The sequence below is a fragment of the Lacisediminimonas profundi genome, assembly GCF_008831265.1.
Lineage (GTDB): Bacteria > Pseudomonadota > Gammaproteobacteria > Burkholderiales > Burkholderiaceae_D > Lacisediminimonas > Lacisediminimonas profundi.
This window is the reverse complement of record NZ_VTTH01000004.1, coordinates 210,269-229,543: the sequence shown is the minus strand read 5'-3', so window position 1 is coordinate 229,543 and position 19,275 is coordinate 210,269. Positions and strand designations below refer to the sequence as shown.

Genomic DNA, 19,275 nt, shown 5'->3' with positions numbered 1-19,275 from the left:
GTCGTTATGGTTGGAATGGCCCTTGCAGGCTGTGCAGCCGGGCCGGCAATTGCCCAAGGGATTTTACTTTGACATCGACGTATGCGGGGCGCTTTACCGGTGTCGAGGTTCCGGACGCGAAGCGCCCGGCGGGCGGCGAGTGCTGCGGATTGGTCATCAGGTACTGCGTGACCCAAACCGTGCGCAGGCCCAGCGAACGCGCGGATTTCAGGTTGGCCGCCGTATCCTCGACCAGCACGGTGTTGTGCGGCGCCAGCTTTTCATGGCGCAGGATCTTGCGCAACAATGCCCGTGAAGGCTTGGGCCGCAACTGGCGATGCACCATCATCGATTCGATCGGCAGGTGCCTGGCGAAATGGCGGTGCAGCCCGAGATGACGCACCACTGCATGGGAGTAGCGGCGCGGGGCGTTGGTCAGCAGGATCTTGCGGCCAGGCAGCCGCCGCAGCAGGCGGCCGAGGCCGCGCTCGGCGCGGATCATCGAGGACAGGTCGTCAAACTGGTGCGCATGGTGCAGGAAGTCTTCGGCGCGCACATTGTGGTGCCGGACCATGCCAAGCAAAGTGGCACCGTAGCGCTTCCAGTAGGTGACGCGCGCCGCATTGACGACATCGGCGTCGGCCGGCGTTTCACCGTCCCCCAGCACGCGCGCCATGTACGCGTTCATGTTGGCGTTGATCGCCGGGAAAATCGCGTGCGACGCGTCATGCAGCGTATTGTCGAGGTCGAACAGCCAGGTCAGGCGCCTCGACATCATGGAATGCCGGCGATCAGTGCGAACGGATCATGGTGCCGAACGCCTGCTCGGTCAGCACTTCAAGCAGCAGTGAATGCTCGATCCGGCCATCGACGATATGCACTGTGTTGACGCCGGACTTGGCGGCATCCAGCGCTGACGAAATCTTTGGCAGCATGCCGCCGGAGATGGTGCCGTCGGCAAACATCTCGTCGATTTCGCGGGCGGACAGGTCCGTCAGCAAGCCGCCCTGCTTGTCCAGCACGCCCGGCGTGTTGGTCATCATGATCAGCTTTTCCGCCTTCAGGATTTCGGCAATCTTGCCAGCCACCACGTCGGCATTGATGTTGTAGGCCTGGCCGTCGTCGCCGAAGCCGATCGGCGAAATGATGGGGATGAAGGCGTCGTCCTGCAGCGCCTTGACCACGGCCGGGTTGATGGCCTCGATCTCGCCGACGAAACCGATGTCGAGGAACTGGCCGGGATGCTCACGGTCCGCCATCTTCATCTTGCGGGCGCGGATCAGTCCGCCGTCCTTGCCGGTCAGGCCCACAGCCTGGCCGCCGTAATGGTTGATCAGCATCACGATGTCCTGCTGCACTTCGCCGCCCAGCACCCATTCGACGACTTCCATGGTTTCTTCGTCGGTGATGCGCATGCCCTGGACGAAAGTGCCCTGCTTGCCGATTTTCTTCAGCGCGCTGTCGATCTGCGGGCCGCCGCCGTGCACCACGACCGGGTTCATGCCGACCAGCTTGAGCAGGATCACGTCGCGCGCGAAGCCGTGTTTCAGGCGCTCTTCAGTCATCGCATTGCCGCCGTACTTGATGACAATGGTCTTGCCGTGGAACTTGCGGATGTACGGAAGCGCTTCCGCGAGGATCTCCGCCTTGATTTGCGAAGAAACGGTGGAGAGGTCGGTAAGATCGGACATGACGGTCAGGAAAGTAGGATTGCGCTGATTTTACAGCGAAAGAACTGCGACGACCTTCCAGTTTTGTTGTCAGGCCGGCCGGGATGGACTAGGCTTTTGCTGCCCTGACAATCCCCACGCACCATGAGCGCAACATCCCTGCAAGAACTGGAGTCGATGCGTCCGGCGCTGCTACGCTTTGCCATCCTGCAATTGCGCAACGAATCGCAGGCCGAAGACGTGGTGCAGGAAGCGCTGGTCGCAGTGCTCGAGCAGCCCGGCCGCTATGCCGGCCGCTCGGCGCTGCGCACCTATGTCACCGGCATCCTGAAACACAAGATAATCGATGTGCTGCGCAGCAATTCGCGCATGCAGCCGCTGGACAATGGCGACGGCCGGCTCGACGACGAAGCGATCGATGCGCTGTTCTCCGCCAACGGGCATTTGCTCGCCATGCCGCGCAACTGGGGCGAACCGGACGCCGCCCTGCAACAGAAGGACTTCTTCAGGGTGATGGAACAATGCCTGGAAAAGCTGCCACCCGCCATCGCCCGCATTTTCCTGATGCGCGAGTGGCTCGAAATGGAAACCGGCGAGATCTGTAAGGAATTGGGCATTTCGTCGTCCAATGCATGGGTAATGCTGTACCGGGCGCGCGTGCGGCTGCGCGAATGCCTGGATCTGAACTGGTTCGGCGACGCCGACGGGGGTTAGACCATGAACATCAAGCCAAGCTGCCGCGAAGTGCACCGGCTGACATCCGAGGGCATGGACCGCCCGTTGTCCGCCGTGGAGCGGCTGCGAATGCGAATGCACCTGCTGGTCTGCGAAGGCTGCCGCCGTTTTGGCCGGCAGGCGGCGCTGATGCGGCGCGCCATGCGCGGTACACCCACGGGGGAGGGCGAATCATGAGTCAATGCGCGCAATGTGGCGCCGAATTCAAGTGCGGCATGGTCGATGCACCTGGCGATCAGCCGTGCTGGTGCGCGCAATTGCCGGCCCTGCTTGGGGTGCCGCTGGATGGAAGCTGCCTGTGCCCGGCGTGCCTGCAGGAAAGGCTGCGCAGCGCGGCACAGGGGCGGGAGGTGCCGGACGGGCTGTGAGCAGGCGCGGCACCTGCGGCATCTTGCGCTCCTCCTGCTGCGCGCTCTTCAAACGCGCCTGCGCCACCCTTGCCAGCCGGGCCTCGACCGTGCTTCCCCCTATTGGATGCGCCAAGTGGTTCTATAAAAGCACAATAAATCTCTGAACGGTCATCAAATTTTCACAAATTTTTCCCGTTCACTGCCTGGGAACATTTCTTTCAATATTCGCACCTAGGGGTGGTTTGCTCCGGCTCAGCACGGACACGCCATCCACATTAATCAGGAGTGAATTTGAAAAGAGCAATAGAGGCGGATCCTTCGTTTTCCAGGCGCCGCCAACCAACGGAATTTTTTTGCCTGCCAGTTTCAGGAGGGCAAACTGGAAAGTTCGGACGAGATCAGGATCGAAGCCCCGACAATCATCGATTGCCGCAGTCCTTGCATGAAAACCGACGCTCGATAGTCGACACGTTTTTCGGTGGTAGCCGTCCTGAAAAGGCATCCGCTGCCCTCTCACATCCGCGCGAAAGAACCGGCATTGTCAAGCACAGCCGCCCAGGGGCAGGACATCCATCCTTGAACCATACGCCGGTCCGGTCGGTGACGTCATCGTCAAGCGCCGACACAGGGGAATGTTTCGCCGCCACGCAAAAATTCCAGGAAACCGATAGCGTGGAGTCGCAGGCGGCACTTCCTTTCCTGGCTGTGCTGGCGTCCCCTCGCCTGGCGTCCCCATACCTGCGCCCCAGCGTGCCGAGGCCCTTTGCGCTGGCCGAGGTCAAGATTGCACTGACGATGGGCTTCTCGCCACTCGTTCTGGAACAAATGCAGGCTTACTGGGGCACGCGCGGGATACCGGGCAGACTGGAAACCCTTCCCATTGATGGGGAGTCACTCAAGGCAACGCTCGGCGAACCCATCGGCAAGGGCCTGGCGGGGGCGGTCGTTGAATGCAGTACAGCAACGGGCATCAAAGCGTTCAAAACCCCGACGGGTGCAAGCTGCCTCTACGAACAGCCAACCGGGATGAACCCGCGCCGTCCAAATGTCGAGGGGCGAGCAATGCTGGCTGCGGAACTGGCCAGCAAGCTCTTGCCTGCGGGATGCGGCCTGGTCGTACCCAGGACACGGATGGCGAAAATCGGCGCCGACTTTGGCTTGCTGATGGATAAGTTGCCCGGCAAGTCGCGCATGATACGTGTGCTTCACAATCGTTCCCTGAAGGATCAGTCGGAACTGTCCAGGAAGCTTTTGCGCAAGTTGCAGAAGCACGGGATCAACGCCAGGAAGACGCTGAAAGCGATACACCTGCATGGCCTGCAAAGCATCCGCTTGTTGCGCAAGCAGGACGGCTCCATGCAGGTTCTGGTGACTGGCCAGGTATTGCATGAAGCTCCTTTCATCGTTGCTCATCCTGACTACAAACGGGCGCTCACGTGGCTGCAATTATTTGACTTCCTTACAGGCCAGATGGACAGGCACAGCGGCAACATCCTGATCGAACAATACCGGGATCCCGAAACAGGCGAGCAACGAGTGAGGATTGGCGCCATAGACAATGAATGTTGTTTTGGCGTGCCCACCGAGCATTCCGAATTTGCACGCATCCTCGATACGCATGCCTTCCTGTTGCCGCAACTGCCGGAGGCCATCGACGCCGAGATGTTCGAGGCAATCACGCAATTTCAGATCCCCCCCGGGGTGGCGCAGGCCTATCTGGGCGAACAGCGCTATGTAGACAGCCTGCTCCGCAGACTGGATATCCTGCAGCAACACTGCCGGAATCTGGCGGAGAAGAAAGCCGTCATTCCCGTAACGGACTGGCAGAATTTTCACCTGCCTGATCCCGCAAGCTCATTGTGGCAACGCGAAAGCATGAGCGTGTCCAGCGAAATCCAGCAGGCACTGGAGCCGACGCAATAGTCGCCTCAAGCCAGCAGGAAAGGGATGACGGGGCCAGGCGCTGGGGGCGGATTCAGGCCTCGCAGGGCTTTTCTTCCACGCGCGGGAAACCGGCTTTGAGGACGTCAAGATCCGCCTTCTTCGGCGCTTCCAGCCCCCGCAATCGGTAGGCGACCCGAAGCAGCGGCATCTTGTGCTCGACTATCCGGGCGCTGCGAACACCCAGCTGGCTCAGCTTCGCCAGTTGGGCCCTGGCCGCATCTTCCGTCTTGAACACGCCCAGTGAAATGCCATGACGCTGGGCCGGATTGTCCTGCAGCACGTAAAAATCGTTGATGCCCAGCTTGCGCAGTTCCGACGATTTCTTGTCCGCGCCTTCCTTGCCGGCCGGCAGAGGCGGTATCCAGACCATGTGGCTGCTCTGCTCCCTGACCTCAAGCCGGACCGGCTTTTCCGGCAGCGTCAATGCCGCCAGCCGGGTTTCGAAGCGCTTGGATTCGGCCAGCGTCAAGTTGGCGAGTTCGATACAGGCGGCCTGCTTCGTCGCAGCCACAGGCCGGGCCAATACTGGCGTGATTGCGGCTGCGGCCGGGATTACGGTCGACGAAGCGCTGGCGGCAGCGCTGGCAGATGCAGATGATGCCGGCGTGAGTGACGCAGCAGGCACCGCCGAAGTGGCGGCAACCTGGGCCGGAGACAGCACCCGCAGCTTGTCGGCATTGATCTGGTTCCTGATTCGCTGCGGCTCATGTCCACTCGGCACCAGCGCGTCGAACCAGCCGAGCTGAAACGCCAGCAAGCCGCCATTGACCAGCAAAAGGCAGGCAAAAACGAATTTCAGCATCAGGATGTCTTCTCCATTGCGGCCACCTGCAGGCCGATCAGCACCAGGTTGTCGATCAGGTCCGCGGGCGCGGCCAGGAAGGGCGCCAGCATCCGTGCGGCGCCGCCGGAAATGATACAGCGCGCACCCGGGTGGCGGGCCAGCGCGCGTTCGATTGCGCCGGCCTGGGCCGACATGCAGCCCAGGACGATCGCTTCTTCGGTGTTGTCCGCGAACGGCATGTCCGAACCCATCCGTTGCGCGACCTCAGGCAGTTGCGCAGTATGCGTCGCCAGCGCCGACGCCATCAGGCGCAAACCGGGAAGGATCATGCCGCCGATGAAAACCCCGTCGCCGCTGATGGCGTCGATGGTGGTGGCGGTGCCGCAGGTGGCGACAATCAGGGCCTGCCCCGGGAACAGCGCACGCGCACCGATCGACGAGGCAAAACGATCCGAGCCCAACTGCCCGGGCGTGCGATAGCCATTGCGCAATCCGGCCCGTAGCGCCGATGAAACGAACACCTCGAGCGGCGGTTCGTGCGGGCCAAAACAGTGCCCCAGTACCGCCGCCAGGTCCTTGCGCACGGCCTCGCCCGCGACATTGGACAGCACCACGCGCATGACATGGCGGCCTTTCCAATGCGCCGCCAGCGTTGGCAGCGCCTCGCGCGCCACGGCCCCCGATTCGACCCACTCACCCGGCTTGCCGGGCATGGCAGGCGCCAGCGCCCATTTGACCCGGGTATTGCCGGCATCGATCAGCAACAGCATGTTCAACTCCTCGCCACTGCGGCCGCGTCCGGCATGGCGCGCAGCGATACGTCGCCGGCGGCAATCGTCACCGGCCCGGCCGGTGTGTCGAGCAGCAGGCAACCGGATCCGTCCACGCCGATTGCCCGGCCTTCCTGCACCACCCGGCCATGATCGAGGATGCGCACCATTTGTCCGGCATGCGCATGCAGCCGGTTCCAGTTGTCGGCGAAGGGCGCGAAACCCGCGGCATCGAAGCTCGCCAGGGTGTGCGCCAGCCTGGCCGCCAGGGCAGCCAGCAATTCGTTGCGGCGATCGAGCAGTTGCGGCATCTGCGCCACTTCGCGCCCGATCTCCGCCCGAGACTGCGGCATCAGCAAAATGTTCAGGCCAATTCCGATGACCGCCCACGGCTGGCGGCGCCCCGGCTGGCGCACCACGCCGGTCTCGATCAGGATGCCGCCGAGCTTGGCCTCGCCCAGCTGCACGTCGTTGGGCCATTTCAGGCTTGCCGCCACCCCGAAACCGGCCAGCGCTTCGGCCACCGCGACGCCGACCGCCAGCGGCAGGCCGAGCAGGCCTGCGATGTCGCGCCGCAAGAATGGCCACGCAAGCGAAAAGGTCAGCGATGCGTGCGGCTCGGCCAGCCAGCTGCGGCCGGCGCGTCCGCGCCCGGCCGTCTGGACTTCGGCGGCCAGCAGCAGCGGACCCTCCAGCTGCGGCAGCCGCTGCAGCAGGTCAGCATTGGTGGACCCGGTCAAGGCAATGCATTCGATCGCCACGCCCGGCGCGGCACCGCGCAGGTGGAGGGCAATTTCTTTCGGGGACAGCGCATCGTTCATGCGGGCATTGTAGCCGCGCCGGGCTTCCGCATTCCGGTTTTGCAGGGCTGCGCAATGACGCAGCGCGCAATCTCCCTTAAACTGAGCCGAATGATGAATTTGCAAGCATCCGCTCCCGAACTGATCCGTCCCGACCCGCAAAGCGTGCTCGTCCAGGGCGGCTGGCGGGTCCTGACACTGTCGGCCCCGGGCGCCATTGCCCACCTCGACGCTGTCTTGCGCACCCTGCCGCCGGCCGCCACGCTGCGCTGGGATCTCCGCGGCATCGCCGCCCTCGACCACATCGGCGCGCAATGGCTGTGGAATGCATGGGGCGGCAGGCGGCCGGGCGAATTGCTGCTGTCCGAACAGCAAAAGGAAATTTTCAACCGGCTCGAGCAGAGCGGGAAGCTGGCACTGCCCGCCGAGCCGAGCCGGCGTTCGCCGCTGGACTGGATCGCGGCCACCGTGCTGCTGGCAGCCGATAACTTCATCGCCTTCATCGCGCTGATTGGCCAGCTGACGCTCGACCTGCTGCAATTCATCCGCCGGCCGCAACGCGGCCCCTGGAAGGAGATTTCAGCGAACCTGTTCCGCATCGGTTTCCTGGCGCTCGGGATCACCGCGCTGGTCGGCTTCCTGATCGGCGTGGTGCTGTCCTTCCTGTCGGCACAGCAATTGCATACCTTTGGCGGGGATGTCTTCCTGGTCAACATCCTGGGCATGAGCATCATTCGCGAACTTGGACCGCTGCTGGCTGCCATACTGGTTGCCGGCCGCTCCGGTTCCTCCATCACCGCGCAGCTGGGTGTCATGCGCGTCACCGAGGAACTGGATGCCATGCTGGTCATGGGCCTGCCGCATGGCTTCAGGCTGATCCTGCCGCGGGTGGTGGCGCTGGCGATCGCCATGCCTTTGCTGGTAGTGTGGACCGACGCCGTCGCGCTGATCGGGGGCATGACCGCCGCCTGGTTCGAGCTGGGGCTGACGCCCGATTATTTCATCATGAAGCTGCCGGATGCGGTGCCGCTGGCGAACTACCTGATCGGCTTGTTGAAAGGTGTCGTGTTCGGCGTGCTGATCGGCCTGGTGGCCTGCCATTTTGGCTTGCGCATCAAGCCCAATACCGACAGCCTGGGCCGCGGCACCACGAGTTCGGTGGTGACAGCGATTACCATCGTGATCGTGGCCGATGCGATCTTTGCGATCATATTCAAGGGCGTGGGCTTCTGATGGAACCCACGCCGCTGATTCGCATACGGGGACTCTGGACGCAATTCGGCGATTTCGTCGTGCACCAGGACCTCGACCTCGACGTCTGGCGCGGCGAGATCCTGTCGCTGGTGGGCGGCTCGGGATCTGGCAAGACTACCTTGCTGCGCCAGATGCTGGGGCTGGCACAACCTGCGCGCGGCAGCGTGCAGGTTGCTGGCGAGGAAATCGGCCCGGGCGAACGGGCAGCCGGGGCGCAGATGCGCAGCCGCTGGGGCATGTTGTTCCAACACGGTGCGCTGTTCTCGGCCCTGTCGGCATTCGAGAACGTGGCGCAGCCGCTGCGCGAACTGCATGCCCTGCCGCCCGACCTGATCCGCGACGCCACGCTGCAGAAACTGCACATGGTGGGCATCAGCCCGGAACAGGCCCAGCGCATGCCGGCCGACTTGTCGGGCGGCATGGTCAAGCGGGTGGCGCTGGCCCGCGCGCTGGCGCTGGAGCCGGAGCTGCTGTTCCTGGACGAGCCCACTGCCGGGCTCGATCCGGCGCTGTCGGAGGCCTTCGTCGACCTGATTGCATCGCTGCATCGGGCGATGCACCTGACAGTGGTCATGGTCACCCATGACCTCGACACCATGGCCGCGCTGTCGACACGGATTGCGGTGCTGGCCGACAAGCATGTGGTGGCGACCGGCAGCATGCAGGAAATCATGCGGGTGGACCATAGTTTCATCCGCGAATTTTTTCTCGGCGAACGCGGTTTGCGCGCGCTGCAAGGGCTCGAAGGCGTCGGCGCGCAACAGGCGCCGCCCCAATGAGCATCCAGGTGGGATAAGGGCATCATGGAAAACAAATCGCATGCACTGATAGCAGGACTGTTCACGATCGGGCTGCTGGTGGCCGCGGTGCTTGCCGGCATCTGGCTCAACCGCGACCGCGAAATCCGCACTCCGTACGAGCTGACAACCAAACTGTCCATTCCGGGGCTCAACCCGCAGGCGGCGGTACGTTACCGCGGCTTGACTGTCGGCCGGGTCGATGACATCGTTTTCGATCCGCAGGTGCCCGGACAGATCCTGGTGCGCATCGGCGTGCGCGATGACACGCCCATCACCCTCTCGACCTATGGCGTGCTCGGCTACCAGGGCGTGACCGGCATCGCCTTCATCGAACTGAACGACGATGGCAAGAATCCGGTCAGGGTGAAAAGCACGCCGGGCAAGGTGGTTCGTATCGAACTGCGGCCCAGCCTGCTGAACACGCTGCAAGACAAGGGCATGGCGGTCCTGGCGCAGGCTGAAGAATTGACCCGGCGCGTCAACAACCTGCTGAATGAGCAGAACCAGCAGGCGATACTGACGACATTCAGCAACATCAGCGAAGCCGCCGATCAGTTCGAAAGAATCCCGCGCCAGTTGCAGCCGACACTGGCGCGCCTGCCCGGCCTGACAAATGAAGCGCAGTTGGCGGTGCAGTCGATCAATCGGCTATCCCGTGACTTGAGCGACATGAGTGCGCGCCTGCAGGCACCCAACGGGCCGATAGAACGGATCGGCACCACGGCGGACGGCATCGCCAGCGTGGCCGACCGTTTCGAAAACGACCTGCTGCCGCTGACCACCGAAGTCCGTTCCACCCTGCGACTGTTCAACCGGACGCTTGAAAACATCAACGAGCGGCCCCAGAGCATTCTTTTCGGCAACCGCCGCGCTGATCCGGGGCCGGGCGAGGATGGCTTTGCCACGTCCAACCGATGACAATCGATGGCAGCCGATGACAACAATGACAACGATGACCATCCGTGAGCCCCGACCGACCCACGACCATGCCCATTCCGTCCAGAAGGTGAACATGCATTCCAGGCTTTTGCGCAGGCCGCAATTCGTTGCCGCTGCCATGCTGCTCCTCATGCTCGGCGCCTGCACCACAGTCGAGCGGCGCCAGACACAACTGCAATACGACTTGGGCTACCCGGCGGCCAGGGCTGCGGCCGCCGCCCCGGCCCGATCGTCCCCGGTGCCGGTATCGGTGAGCGAGATCAGCGCGCCGTCCTGGATGGACAGCACCCGCATGTACTACCGCCTCGACTACGACAATCCGCTCGAAGCGCACACCTATGCCCAGGCGCGCTGGACCATGGCGCCGTCGCGGCTGTTCCTGCAAAGGCTGAAGGCGCGCGTCAGCGAGGCCGGCGGCGGCGTGCTGGGCGGCGGCGACGGGGCGGTCGGCGTGCCGCGGCTGCGCATCGAGGCCGACGATTTCAGTCAGGTGTTTTCCGCCCCGAAGGTCAGCACCGCGCGCGTGGCGATGCGGGTGTCGGTGCTGCAGGACCGCAAGCTGATTGCGCAAAGGACCTTCACCACCAGCGCGCCGGCGCCCACGCCGGACGCGGCCGGCGGCGTGCATGCGCTGGCCCTGGCGTCCGACGCAATGATTGCTGACATGATTGCATGGCTGTCCACGCTTCCCCTGGCCCGCTGAACCGCGAAGGAACGCCGCTGGCCGGCGCGCCCTCCGTCGCTGCGCGCATCGGCCTGGTGCTGTACGCGTTGCTGATCACCTATGCCAGCTGGTTTCCCTTCACAGGCTGGCGCAACAACGGCCTGGCGCCGTGGGCCTTCGTCAGCGCTGCGATGCCGCATTACTGGACGGTTTTTGACCTGATCACCAACGTGATCGCCTACATTCCGATCGGCATACTGGCAGTGTTCGCGCTCTATCCCCGGTTGCGCGGCGCGCCGGCGATGCTGGCGGCGCTGGCGGTGGGTACGCTGCTGTCGGCCGGCATGGAAGCAGGGCAGACCTATCTGCCCAGCCGGGTTGCATCCAACCTCGACCTGCTCACCAATACCGGCGGCGCCGCCATCGGCGCCATCGTCGGGCGTTTTGCATCGCATGCATTCCTGGAACAAAGCCGGCTGCTCAGCCTGCGCCGGCACTGGTTTTCGCACGAGGCCAGCCGCGGCCTGATCGTGCTGGCGCTGTGGCCGCTGGCGCAGATCTATCCACAGGCTTACCTGTTCGGACACGGCCAGCTCTTGCCGCTGGCATCGGCCTGGCTGGGCGAATTGCTCGACCGGCCGCTCGACCTCGGCGTGCTGCTGCGCCAGGGCCGCGACCTGAGCGCCGAACAATACTGGCTGGCCGAGAGCATCATTACCGCCACCGGGCTGGCAGGCGCAGTACTGACCATGATGTTCCTGTTCCGTGAGCGAGCGCCGAAGGCCGCGCTGGCCGGCCTGCTGGTAGCTGCCGCACTGGCGTCGAAATCGCTGGCCAACGCCGTCATCTTCGGTCCCGATAATGCATTTCTCTGGCTCACCCCCGGCTCTCAAGCCGGGCTGCTGATCGGCGCCTTGATGTTGTCCGGCCTGATGTTCGCGCCGCCGCCTGCCCAACGGCGGGTCGCCGGGCTGGCGCTGGTCACAGCGCTGGTGGCGGTCAACCTTGTCCCGGCCAATCCGTACTTCGTCGCGACGCTGCAGACCTGGTCGCAGGGAAAATTCCTGAACTTCAACGGCGCCGCCCAACTGCTGTCGCTGAGCTGGCCCTTCTTCATGCTCTGGTTCCTGTATCACCCGGTACACAGGCGGAAATGATGGTCATGGCCGGAGGGCAGCTTCAGTCGCCGCCCACCTGGATCAGGAGCGCGATGTGCCTTGCCTTCTCGAACAGCACCGGCAATATTTCATGATTCAGCTTTTCTTCGGTCCAGTCGGTAATTGACGCCGATATCCCGAGTGCAAATTGCCTCGGTCCGGTTCCGGGCAAGGGCACCGCAATTGAAATGTGATTCCCTTCCGGATAGTGCAAGACGCTGTGCTCGGCTGGCGTCAGCGCCAGCGCCATGCCGAGCGCACTCTTGTCACGCGGTAGCGCGCTGCCCACCCGCAGGTTCATGACATAGAGACGGCGTCGCTCTTCCAGCGCGAGCGCCCGGCCAAGGATCACGACGCGGTCGTGATCGCCCTCGCCGAAGTTGGCAGTACCGGAACACAGGTCAGCCAGGTTCTGCAACACCGCCTGGATCTGCTCGTTCATCCCAGCTCCCTGCAGTGCCGCAAAACCAATTTCCAGCACACGCGGCGTCAGCCGCCAGCGAGCGGCTTCCTTTTGTACGTAGCCCTCTTCCTGCAAGGTGCACAGGAAGCGCAGCACCGTCGGCCGCGGAAGATCAACCGCTGCCGCCAGTTCGGCAAGCGAGGGAAAAGGCTGGTCCGCGAAGGCTCGCAGGATGGATAGACAGCGCTGGATCGATCGATTATTCTTCATAACGTTCCATCAGGTGGTAGGTCATTTCACTAGGTGGACATCCTAACAATAATTAGACGGACCCCCAACCTGTTTCGTCAGGAGACACAAAAATGATGGAAAAACTGCTTTCGCCGCGACTGAGGAAGTTGCTCCTGGCCGCGCCCGCTGCCGCCTGCCTGCTCTCATTCAGTGGCGCATCCTTTGCCGCAGACCCATGGCCGACGCGCCCGATCAAATTGGTCGTGCCATACCCGGCCGGCGGATCCACCGACGTGCTGGCCCGTCTGGTGGGACAGAAGCTTTCTGAACGAATCGGACAAACGGTCGTCATCGAGAACAAGTCGGGTGCAGGCGGAAACATCGGCACGGATTCCGTCGCCAAATCCGCGCCGGACGGCTATACCCTCACGATGGGAAATATCGGGCCGATCGCAATCAACCCCTCGCTCTACCCCAACCTTCCCTATGACCCGCTGAAAGACCTGGCGCCCATTACTTTCCTGGTGTCGGTGCCGAACCTGCTGCTGGTGAACAATGCCTTGCCGGTAAAAAACGTGCAGGAATTCGTGGATTACGTGCGTGCGCGTCCCGGCACTTCCTATGCGTCGCCGGGTGCCGGCACCTCGCTTCACCTGTCCGGCGAATTGTTCGTCGCAACGGCCGGAGTCAAGATGACCCATGTGCCGTACCGGGGCGGCGCACCGGCGCTGGCGGACCTGATGGCGGGACATGTGCCTGCGCTGTTTGACAACATGTTCCCCGCGATCACGCAGGTAAAGGCGGGCAAGGTACGCGCCATTGCCATCACCTCGGCCCAACGTTCGGAACACCTGCCTGATGTGCCGACCCTGGCGGAATCCGGACTGCCCGGCTATGACGTCACCGGCTGGTTCGGCATCCTCGCGCCGGCCGGCACGCCGCGTCCGGTGATCACGCGCCTCCATCAGGAGTTTGCGGCGATCCTGCAGATGCCTGATGTGCGCAAGAGGATCACCGACTTCGGCGGCATGATCTCGGGCGCCGGGCCTGACGAATTCAGGACGTTCATCGTCAGTGAAACAGCCAAGTGGCGCAAACTTGTCCAAACTCAGAACATCAAGGTGCAATGATGACGGCAATGATCAATAACGGAATCCTCGAACAAGCTGGCTCGTACCAGCACTTGGCAGTCAACAAGATCGCCGGCGCCCTGGGCGCGGAGATTGGGGGCATCGACCTGTCGCAACCCCTTTCCGATGCCGTATTCAAAGAAGTGCAGCGTGCATTTGCCGAGCATCAGGTCATCTTTTTTCGCGGCCAGCAGATCACGCCAGAGCAGCACAAGGCATTCAGCCTGAGATTCGGCGGACTGCTGGAAGTGCCGTTCGTGCGGTCGCTCGAAGGCCATCCGGAAATCCTGGCGATCATGAAGGGCGCGCAGGAGATCACGCGGCGCAATTTCGGCGGCGTCTGGCATTCGGACATGAGCTACGCGCCGGAGCCGCCGCTTGGCTCCATCCTGTGTTCCCGCGTGGTGCCACCATACGGTGGCGACACCCTGTGGTCCAACATGTATCTCGCCTACGAACGGCTGTCCGAAGGCATGCAAAGGATGCTGGACCCGATGAACGTGGTCCATAGCGCAATCCGCTCTTACGGCGCAGCCGGCGTACTGGTGAACAACGGCGATCCTGCATCCAAGATGGACGTGCGCACCGATAACCGCGCAGCAGCGGAAGTGACCCATCCCGCCGTAAGGATTCACCCGGTCACCGGCCGCAAGGCGCTGTACGTCAACTCGGCATATTCGATCCGGTTTGAAGACATGACGGAGGAAGAAAGCAAGCCGCTGTTGGACTTCCTGTTCGCGCACTGTTCACGTCCGGAGCACACCTGCCGCCTGCGCTGGAGCCCCGGCACAATTGCCATGTGGGACAACCGCTGCACCCAGCACTTGGCAATGAACGACTACGATGGCTTCGATCGCGAACTCCATCGCACCACCATCATGGGCGACAAGCCGATTCCGGCCACCCCCCGGCCATAAGGGCAAGCAACGTCAGCGAACGGCAGTGGTGCTGTTCGCCGCTCGCCCGCCGCTCGTCCGCCGATTTCCCGTTGATCTCCAGCCGATTTCCAGGCGGGGAGGGCTGGCGCTGGCAGCACGGCCGGAATTGATGGCGTGTATCATGAAGGCTCCACTGCAGAGCAGGCGCAACGCGTGCCTTTTTGATCATGTCAGACAAGAACGAGCAGTACCAGAATGACCAGTACTACGAGCACCATGTTTTCATTTGCATGAACCAGCGCGAGGACGGTCGTCCCTGCTGCGCCGATCGCGGTGCGCAGGCGGCGCAGGAACACGCCAAGCGCCGCATCAAGGAACTCAATCTCAATGGCCAGGGCAAGGTCCGCATCAACAAGTCGGGCTGCCTGGACCGCTGTGAAGAAGGCCCGGTGCTGGTGGTCTACCCGCAGGGCACCTGGTACACCTATGTCGACAATGAAGATATCGACGAAATCATTGACGAGCACCTGGTAGGCGGCAAAGTCGTCGCGCGGCTGAAGATCTGAGGCCGGCCATGAACGCACAAACCCAACGTTTCTCGATAATCGGCAGCGCCGGCTCGCTCGAATGCGCGCTCGACCTGCCCGACCCCAGGCTGTTTCCGGTGCCGGTCGGCCTGGGACTGGTCGGCCATCCGCATCCGCTTTACGGTGGCAACATGGACAACAAGGTTGCGCAGACGCTGGCACGCGGCTTCGTCGCGCTAGGCTATGCGGCGGTGCGCGTGAATTTCCGCGGCGTGGGCGCTTCCGAAGGCCAGTATGACGAAGGCATCGGCGAGACCGACGACATGGACGCGCTGCTGCAACATATGCAACAACGCTATCCCGGCCTGCCGCTGGCGCTCGCCGGTTTCTCGTTTGGCAGCTTCGTGCAAGCGCGTCTGCACCAACGGCTTGCCGCGCGCAACACGCCGGCCGAGCGGCTGGTGCTGGTCGGCAGCGCAGCTGGCAAATGGGACATGCCTGCCATCCCTGCAAACAGCATCATCATTCACGGCGAACTGGACGAAACGATACCCTTGTCAGCTGTATTCGACTGGCTGCGCCCGCAGGACATACCTGTCATTGTCATTCCCGGCGCCGATCACTTCTTCCACCGCAAACTGCAACACATTAAAAACCTGATGGTCGAAATGTGGCATCGGCGTCCGCCCGCGCCGCTATAATTTCTCATCCTCGTTCCCTGCCGCCAGGCGCGCGCCAAGCGTGCCGCCGGCAATGGCTTCACCATCCTCGTATCGTTTCCGGATCAAGCACCACATGAAAAAAATCCTTGCGGCCTGCGCCGCCCTGCTGTTTTCTTTGCCCGCGCTGGCACAAAGCCTTCCTCCTCCCGCTCTTGCCGCGCGCTCCTTTCTGCTGATGGATGCCACCAGCGGGCAAGTCATCGCCGCGCAAGAACCCGACCTGCGCATCGAACCGGCTTCGCTGGTCAAGATCATGACCGCCTACCTGAGCTTCTCTGCAATCAGGGACAAGAAGCTTTCTCTGGATCAGATGGTCAACGTCTCGGTCAAGGCATGGAAAGTCGACAAGGACAGCTCCAAGATGTTCATCGATCCGGCCACGCCGGTGAAGGTCAACGACCTGCTGTACGGCCTGATCGTCCAGTCCGGCAATGACGCCGCGGTCGCGCTGGCCGAAGCAGTGGCCGGCACCGAGGAATCGTTCGCCGTCCTGATGAATCGCGAAGCCGAGCGCATGGGCATGAAATCGACTCGCTTCGCCAATGCGCACGGCCTGCCCAGCCCCGACAACTATTCGACGGCGCGCGACCTCGCCACGCTGGCGACGCGCATGATCAAGGATCATCCCGAGCTCTACAAGATCTACTCGACCAAGACCTACACCTACAACAAGATCACCCAGCCCAACCGCAACCGCCTGCTGTGGCTGGATCCGACGGTCGACGGCATGAAAACCGGCCATACCGCAGCCGCCGGCTACTGCCTGATCGCATCCGCTCGCCGGCCCAACGGCAACAACGGCGAGCGCCGCCTGATCTCGGTCGTGCTCGGCACCGGCTCCGACCAGATCCGTGCGCAGGAAAGCCAGAAGCTGCTGAACTGGGGCTTCCTGAACTTCGACACCGTGAAGCTGTATGCCAAGGGCCAGCCGGTCGCCACGCCCGAAGTCTGGAAAGGCTCGCAGGGGCAAGTCAAGCTCGGCTTCAACCAGGACATGTATGTGACCGTCCCGCGAGGCATGGGCGAGAAAATGAAACCGGTGCTGGAACGTAAAGATCCGCTGGTCGCGCCGATCGCCCAGAACAGCCGGGTCGGTACGCTGAAGATGGTCGCCGACGGCAAGACCGTGGTCGAACTGCCGGTGCTGGCGCTGGAACAGGTGAACCAGGCCAGCATTTTCGGCCGCGCCTGGGATTCCGTACGCTTGATGTTCAAATAAGGAATTCCGGAGATCCGGGGGGCCGGTCGCGATAGCCAGATGGCCACATTGGAAATCGCAGATCCGGCCCCATCTGCTTTCCTTGAACGACCCCTGCCAGACTGCCGGAGCACATCATGACCCAACAAAGCCTGATCATCTACCCCAGCGATTTCCCCATCAAGATCATGGGAGCGATGCAGGATGGCTTTGCCGATGCGATCGTGACGGTGGTGTGCGAGCACGATCCGGATTTTCATTCCGGCAAGATCGAGATGCGCCCGTCCAGCAAGGGCAACTATCTGTCCGTGACCGCCACCGTGCGCGCCACCAGCCGCGAGCAACTCGACAACCTGTACCGGGCGCTGACCTCGCATCCGATGGTCAAAGTGGTCCTGTAAGACGCCAACGGACAATGGACCAGCCATGCAGCTCCTGATCCGCCAGCGTGGCACCGAAGACTACCAGGCCAGCTTTGCCGCAATGCGCGCGTTCACCGACGCCCGCACGCCGGAAACGCCGGACGAACTGTGGCTGGTCGAGCACCCGCCGGTTTTCACGCTCGGACTGGGCGCCAACCCGGCGCATGTATTGCACGCCGACGGCATTCCGGTGGTCCAGACCGACCGTGGTGGCGAAGTCACCTTCCACGGCCCCGGCCAGGCGGTCGCCTACCTGCTGGTGGACCTGAAGCGCAACGGCCGCCGGCTGTTCGCGCGCGAATTCGTGCACCAGATCGAGCAGGCCGTGATCGATACGCTGCTCGCGTATAATCTGGACGGTGAACGCAAGCCCGGCGCGCCTGGCATCTATGTGGCCGAAGGCGAGCGGCGCGGTGCGAAAATCGCTGCCCTGGGCCTGAAAGTGCGTGCCTCCGGATGCACCTATCACGGCGTTGCGCTCAATGTAGCCATGGACCTGGAGCCGTTCTCCCGGATCAACCCCTGCGGCTATGAAGGACTGGCAACGGTGGACATGAAAAGCCTGGGCGCCCGGGCATCCTTGCCGGAAGTGCAACTGGCGCTCGCCGCCCACCTCATCGAACGACTGAAAGGATGATCGCGACCAGTGCGCGATCCTGAACTCATGGCTTCCCGACCCGACGAAACGACTGCTGCAACCGAACCCGCCGCCCCATCCGCGCCCGCAGCGGACGCTGCTGCCACTTCCGGTTTTTACGATCCGACCCAGAAGCAGAAAGGGGCCGGCAAGACCGCGCGCATCCCGATCAAGGTGGTGGCCGCCGAACGCCTGCCCAAGCCGGACTGGATCCGGGTCCGGGCCGCGTCGCCGAACAGCCGCTTCTACGAGATCAAGGACATCCTGCGCGCCAACAAGCTGGTGACGGTGTGCGAGGAAGCATCCTGCCCCAACATTGGCGAATGCTTCGGCAAGGGCACGGCGACCTTCATGATCATGGGTGACAAGTGCACCCGCCGCTGCCCGTTCTGCGACGTCGGCCATGGCCGGCCCGATCCGCTGGACGTGGACGAGCCAGCCAACCTGGCGAAAACCATCGCCGCACTGAAGCTGAACTACGTCGTGATCACTTCGGTCGACCGCGACGACCTGCGCGACGGCGGCGCCGCCCACTTCACCGAATGCATACGTCGCGTGCGCGAATTGTCGCCAGCCACCCGCATTGAAATCCTGACGCCGGACTTCCGCGGCCGCATGGACCGCGCACTGGAAATCCTGAAAGCTTCGCCACCGGATGTGATGAACCACAACCTGGAAACCGTGCCGCGCCTGTACAAGGAAGCCCGCCCCGGCTCCGATTATGCCTACTCGCTGAACCTGCTGAAACGCTTCAAGGAACTGCATCCGGAAACGCCAACCAAATCCGGCATCATGGTGGGATTGGGCGAAACCGACGACGAAATCCTGCAGGTCATGCGCGACCTGCGCGAACACAATGTCGACATGCTGACCATAGGCCAGTACCTGATGCCCAGCGGCGACCACCTGCCGGTGCGCCGTTATGTGCACCCGGACATTTTCAAGATGTTCGAGGAAGAAGCCTACAAGATGGGCTTCGTGCATGCTGCGGTGGGAGCGATGGTGCGCAGTTCGTATCATGCGGACCAGCAGGCGCATGGGGCGGGAGTGGTGTAAGCAGTGGTCTAAGGGTCCAAGCGCGCGCGATTACCGCGAAATGGCTTCAATCCCTACTCACGAATAAAAAGACCAGCAAGCAGAAGATCGGCGAAGAGTCAGATCCATCCGCCACCCGCTGGCGTAAACCGAAACCGGATCAGGCCGGCATCAGCGTCATCAACGCCATCTACGCCACCAGCCGCACAGGAAGTGGCAAGCCGCTGCCTTGCGACAAACAGTAGC

Annotated in this window: 23 protein-coding genes; 17 read left to right on the top strand and 6 right to left on the bottom strand. The window is 62.9% G+C overall.

Translation table 11 applies throughout. The annotated features are described in order from the left end of the window. Positions 1-4: 4 nt before the first annotated feature. Both FVE66_RS13400 and argB read right to left on the bottom strand, forming a co-directional pair. Positions 5-757, bottom strand: a complete 753-nt coding sequence (locus FVE66_RS13400) for a pyrimidine 5'-nucleotidase (protein ID WP_151447955.1) — start codon at positions 755-757, stop codon at positions 5-7. 13 nt (positions 758-770) lie between these two features. Continuing rightward, a complete protein-coding gene (gene argB / locus FVE66_RS13395) occupies positions 771-1,670 on the bottom strand; it encodes an acetylglutamate kinase (RefSeq protein ID WP_151447954.1) in 900 nt (299 codons plus the stop codon). 123 nt (positions 1,671-1,793) lie between these two features. On the opposite strand from argB, the gene FVE66_RS13390 reads away from it, so the two are divergent. From FVE66_RS13390 to FVE66_RS13375, 4 genes are all read left to right on the top strand, one after another. Then, positions 1,794-2,363, top strand: a complete 570-nt coding sequence (locus FVE66_RS13390) for a sigma-70 family RNA polymerase sigma factor (protein ID WP_151447953.1) — start codon at positions 1,794-1,796, stop codon at positions 2,361-2,363. 3 nt (positions 2,364-2,366) lie between these two features. Then, complete coding sequence (locus tag FVE66_RS13385; protein WP_151447952.1) at positions 2,367-2,561, top strand: zf-HC2 domain-containing protein; 195 nt, start codon at positions 2,367-2,369, stop codon at positions 2,559-2,561. Further along, a complete protein-coding gene (locus FVE66_RS13380) occupies positions 2,558-2,752 on the top strand; it encodes a cysteine-rich CWC family protein (RefSeq protein WP_151447951.1) in 195 nt (64 codons plus the stop codon). Before FVE66_RS13385 ends, FVE66_RS13380 begins: the two co-directional genes overlap by 4 nt. Positions 2,753-3,025: 273 nt before the next feature. Next, positions 3,026-4,657, top strand: coding sequence for a hypothetical protein (locus FVE66_RS13375; protein WP_151447950.1), 1,632 nt, complete (start codon positions 3,026-3,028; stop codon positions 4,655-4,657). Positions 4,658-4,709: 52 nt separating this feature from the next. Here FVE66_RS13375 and FVE66_RS13370 read toward each other — a convergent pair whose 3' ends face one another. The 3 genes from FVE66_RS13370 to FVE66_RS13360 are packed head-to-tail and all read right to left on the bottom strand — an operon-like array spanning position 4,710 to position 7,053. Then, entirely contained in the window at positions 4,710-5,480 is a 771-nt protein-coding gene (locus FVE66_RS13370) for an SPOR domain-containing protein (protein ID WP_151447949.1), read from the bottom strand. Continuing rightward, complete coding sequence (locus FVE66_RS13365; protein WP_151447948.1) at positions 5,480-6,232, bottom strand: type III pantothenate kinase; 753 nt, start codon at positions 6,230-6,232, stop codon at positions 5,480-5,482. Before FVE66_RS13365 ends, FVE66_RS13370 begins: the two co-directional genes overlap by 1 nt. A 2-nt stretch (positions 6,233-6,234) precedes the next feature. Then, positions 6,235-7,053, bottom strand: coding sequence for a biotin--[acetyl-CoA-carboxylase] ligase (locus FVE66_RS13360; protein WP_151447947.1), 819 nt, complete (start codon positions 7,051-7,053; stop codon positions 6,235-6,237). A gap of 90 nt (positions 7,054-7,143) precedes the next feature. Between FVE66_RS13360 and FVE66_RS13355 the strand changes: the two genes are divergently transcribed. From FVE66_RS13355 to FVE66_RS13335, 5 genes are all read left to right on the top strand, one after another. Further along, positions 7,144-8,265: an MlaE family ABC transporter permease gene (locus FVE66_RS13355; protein ID WP_421829778.1), complete on the top strand. Its 1,122-nt coding sequence runs from the start codon at positions 7,144-7,146 to the stop codon at positions 8,263-8,265. After that, the gene (locus FVE66_RS13350) at positions 8,265-9,065 is read left to right on the top strand and encodes an ABC transporter ATP-binding protein (protein ID WP_151447946.1); all 801 of its coding nucleotides are present in this window, start codon (positions 8,265-8,267) and stop codon (positions 9,063-9,065) included. Before FVE66_RS13355 ends, FVE66_RS13350 begins: the two co-directional genes overlap by 1 nt. Before the next feature lie 24 nt (positions 9,066-9,089). After that, positions 9,090-10,004: an MlaD family protein gene (locus FVE66_RS13345; RefSeq protein WP_151447945.1), complete on the top strand. Its 915-nt coding sequence runs from the start codon at positions 9,090-9,092 to the stop codon at positions 10,002-10,004. A 94-nt stretch (positions 10,005-10,098) separates the two neighbouring features. Next, positions 10,099-10,728: an ABC-type transport auxiliary lipoprotein family protein gene (locus FVE66_RS13340; RefSeq protein ID WP_161993277.1), complete on the top strand. Its 630-nt coding sequence runs from the start codon at positions 10,099-10,101 to the stop codon at positions 10,726-10,728. After that, positions 10,698-11,846, top strand: a complete 1,149-nt coding sequence (locus FVE66_RS13335) for a VanZ family protein (protein ID WP_151447943.1) — start codon at positions 10,698-10,700, stop codon at positions 11,844-11,846. Before FVE66_RS13340 ends, FVE66_RS13335 begins: the two co-directional genes overlap by 31 nt. Positions 11,847-11,868: 22 nt before the next feature. Here FVE66_RS13335 and FVE66_RS13330 read toward each other — a convergent pair whose 3' ends face one another. Further along, a complete protein-coding gene (locus FVE66_RS13330) occupies positions 11,869-12,519 on the bottom strand; it encodes an IclR family transcriptional regulator (protein WP_151447942.1) in 651 nt (216 codons plus the stop codon). A 92-nt stretch (positions 12,520-12,611) separates the two neighbouring features. On the opposite strand from FVE66_RS13330, the gene FVE66_RS13325 reads away from it, so the two are divergent. The 8 genes from FVE66_RS13325 to lipA all read left to right on the top strand — a co-directional run bounded on the left by FVE66_RS13325 (position 12,612) and on the right by lipA (position 19,050). Then, positions 12,612-13,610, top strand: a complete 999-nt coding sequence (locus tag FVE66_RS13325; RefSeq protein ID WP_241673208.1) for a Bug family tripartite tricarboxylate transporter substrate binding protein — start codon at positions 12,612-12,614, stop codon at positions 13,608-13,610. An 8-nt stretch (positions 13,611-13,618) separates the two neighbouring features. Next, a complete protein-coding gene (locus FVE66_RS13320; RefSeq protein ID WP_151447941.1) occupies positions 13,619-14,527 on the top strand; it encodes a TauD/TfdA dioxygenase family protein in 909 nt (302 codons plus the stop codon). A gap of 188 nt (positions 14,528-14,715) precedes the next feature. Then, positions 14,716-15,054, top strand: coding sequence for a (2Fe-2S) ferredoxin domain-containing protein (locus tag FVE66_RS13315; RefSeq protein WP_151447940.1), 339 nt, complete (start codon positions 14,716-14,718; stop codon positions 15,052-15,054). Between the two features lie 8 nt (positions 15,055-15,062). Then, entirely contained in the window at positions 15,063-15,716 is a 654-nt protein-coding gene (locus FVE66_RS13310) for an alpha/beta hydrolase (protein ID WP_151447939.1), read from the top strand. A 94-nt stretch (positions 15,717-15,810) separates the two neighbouring features. Then, on the top strand, positions 15,811-16,956 hold the full coding sequence (locus tag FVE66_RS13305; RefSeq protein WP_151447938.1) for a D-alanyl-D-alanine carboxypeptidase family protein: 1,146 nt from the start codon (positions 15,811-15,813) through the stop codon (positions 16,954-16,956). 116 nt (positions 16,957-17,072) lie between these two features. Continuing rightward, positions 17,073-17,336: a DUF493 family protein gene (locus FVE66_RS13300; protein ID WP_151447937.1), complete on the top strand. Its 264-nt coding sequence runs from the start codon at positions 17,073-17,075 to the stop codon at positions 17,334-17,336. Positions 17,337-17,361: 25 nt separating this feature from the next. Beyond that, positions 17,362-17,994 (top strand): lipoyl(octanoyl) transferase LipB, encoded by a 633-nt coding sequence (gene lipB / locus FVE66_RS13295; RefSeq protein ID WP_151447936.1) that lies wholly within the window; start codon positions 17,362-17,364, stop codon positions 17,992-17,994. Between the two features lie 27 nt (positions 17,995-18,021). Continuing rightward, positions 18,022-19,050 (top strand): lipoyl synthase, encoded by a 1,029-nt coding sequence (lipA, locus tag FVE66_RS13290; protein WP_151447935.1) that lies wholly within the window; start codon positions 18,022-18,024, stop codon positions 19,048-19,050. Positions 19,051-19,275 lie beyond the last annotated feature (225 nt).

What these genes read in the sequence shown, in the direction of transcription:
- FVE66_RS13345 (WP_151447945.1), top strand. Translation starts at nt 9,090, where the DNA reads ATGGAAAACAAATCGCATGCACTGATAGCAGGACTGTTCACGATCGGG.
- FVE66_RS13315 (WP_151447940.1), top strand. Translation starts at nt 14,716, where the DNA reads ATGTCAGACAAGAACGAGCAGTACCAGAATGACCAGTACTACGAGCAC.
- FVE66_RS13340 (WP_161993277.1), top strand. Translation starts at nt 10,099, where the DNA reads ATGCATTCCAGGCTTTTGCGCAGGCCGCAATTCGTTGCCGCTGCCATG.
- FVE66_RS13300 (WP_151447937.1), top strand. Translation starts at nt 17,073, where the DNA reads ATGACCCAACAAAGCCTGATCATCTACCCCAGCGATTTCCCCATCAAG.
- FVE66_RS13360 (WP_151447947.1), bottom strand. Translation starts at nt 7,053, where the DNA reads ATGAACGATGCGCTGTCCCCGAAAGAAATTGCCCTCCACCTGCGCGGT.
- lipB (WP_151447936.1), top strand. Translation starts at nt 17,362, where the DNA reads ATGCAGCTCCTGATCCGCCAGCGTGGCACCGAAGACTACCAGGCCAGC.
- FVE66_RS13320 (WP_151447941.1), top strand. Translation starts at nt 13,619, where the DNA reads ATGATCAATAACGGAATCCTCGAACAAGCTGGCTCGTACCAGCACTTG.
- FVE66_RS13365 (WP_151447948.1), bottom strand. Translation starts at nt 6,232, where the DNA reads ATGCTGTTGCTGATCGATGCCGGCAATACCCGGGTCAAATGGGCGCTG.
- FVE66_RS13400 (WP_151447955.1), bottom strand. Translation starts at nt 757, where the DNA reads ATGATGTCGAGGCGCCTGACCTGGCTGTTCGACCTCGACAATACGCTG.
- FVE66_RS13390 (WP_151447953.1), top strand. Translation starts at nt 1,794, where the DNA reads ATGAGCGCAACATCCCTGCAAGAACTGGAGTCGATGCGTCCGGCGCTG.
- FVE66_RS13370 (WP_151447949.1), bottom strand. Translation starts at nt 5,480, where the DNA reads ATGCTGAAATTCGTTTTTGCCTGCCTTTTGCTGGTCAATGGCGGCTTG.
- FVE66_RS13385 (WP_151447952.1), top strand. Translation starts at nt 2,367, where the DNA reads ATGAACATCAAGCCAAGCTGCCGCGAAGTGCACCGGCTGACATCCGAG.
- FVE66_RS13355 (WP_421829778.1), top strand. Translation starts at nt 7,144, where the DNA reads ATGATGAATTTGCAAGCATCCGCTCCCGAACTGATCCGTCCCGACCCG.
- lipA (WP_151447935.1), top strand. Translation starts at nt 18,022, where the DNA reads ATGGCTTCCCGACCCGACGAAACGACTGCTGCAACCGAACCCGCCGCC.
- argB (WP_151447954.1), bottom strand. Translation starts at nt 1,670, where the DNA reads ATGTCCGATCTTACCGACCTCTCCACCGTTTCTTCGCAAATCAAGGCG.
- FVE66_RS13350 (WP_151447946.1), top strand. Translation starts at nt 8,265, where the DNA reads ATGGAACCCACGCCGCTGATTCGCATACGGGGACTCTGGACGCAATTC.
- FVE66_RS13325 (WP_241673208.1), top strand. Translation starts at nt 12,612, where the DNA reads ATGATGGAAAAACTGCTTTCGCCGCGACTGAGGAAGTTGCTCCTGGCC.
- FVE66_RS13305 (WP_151447938.1), top strand. Translation starts at nt 15,811, where the DNA reads ATGAAAAAAATCCTTGCGGCCTGCGCCGCCCTGCTGTTTTCTTTGCCC.
- FVE66_RS13310 (WP_151447939.1), top strand. Translation starts at nt 15,063, where the DNA reads ATGAACGCACAAACCCAACGTTTCTCGATAATCGGCAGCGCCGGCTCG.
- FVE66_RS13330 (WP_151447942.1), bottom strand. Translation starts at nt 12,519, where the DNA reads ATGAAGAATAATCGATCGATCCAGCGCTGTCTATCCATCCTGCGAGCC.
- FVE66_RS13380 (WP_151447951.1), top strand. Translation starts at nt 2,558, where the DNA reads ATGAGTCAATGCGCGCAATGTGGCGCCGAATTCAAGTGCGGCATGGTC.
- FVE66_RS13335 (WP_151447943.1), top strand. Translation starts at nt 10,698, where the DNA reads ATGGCTGTCCACGCTTCCCCTGGCCCGCTGAACCGCGAAGGAACGCCG.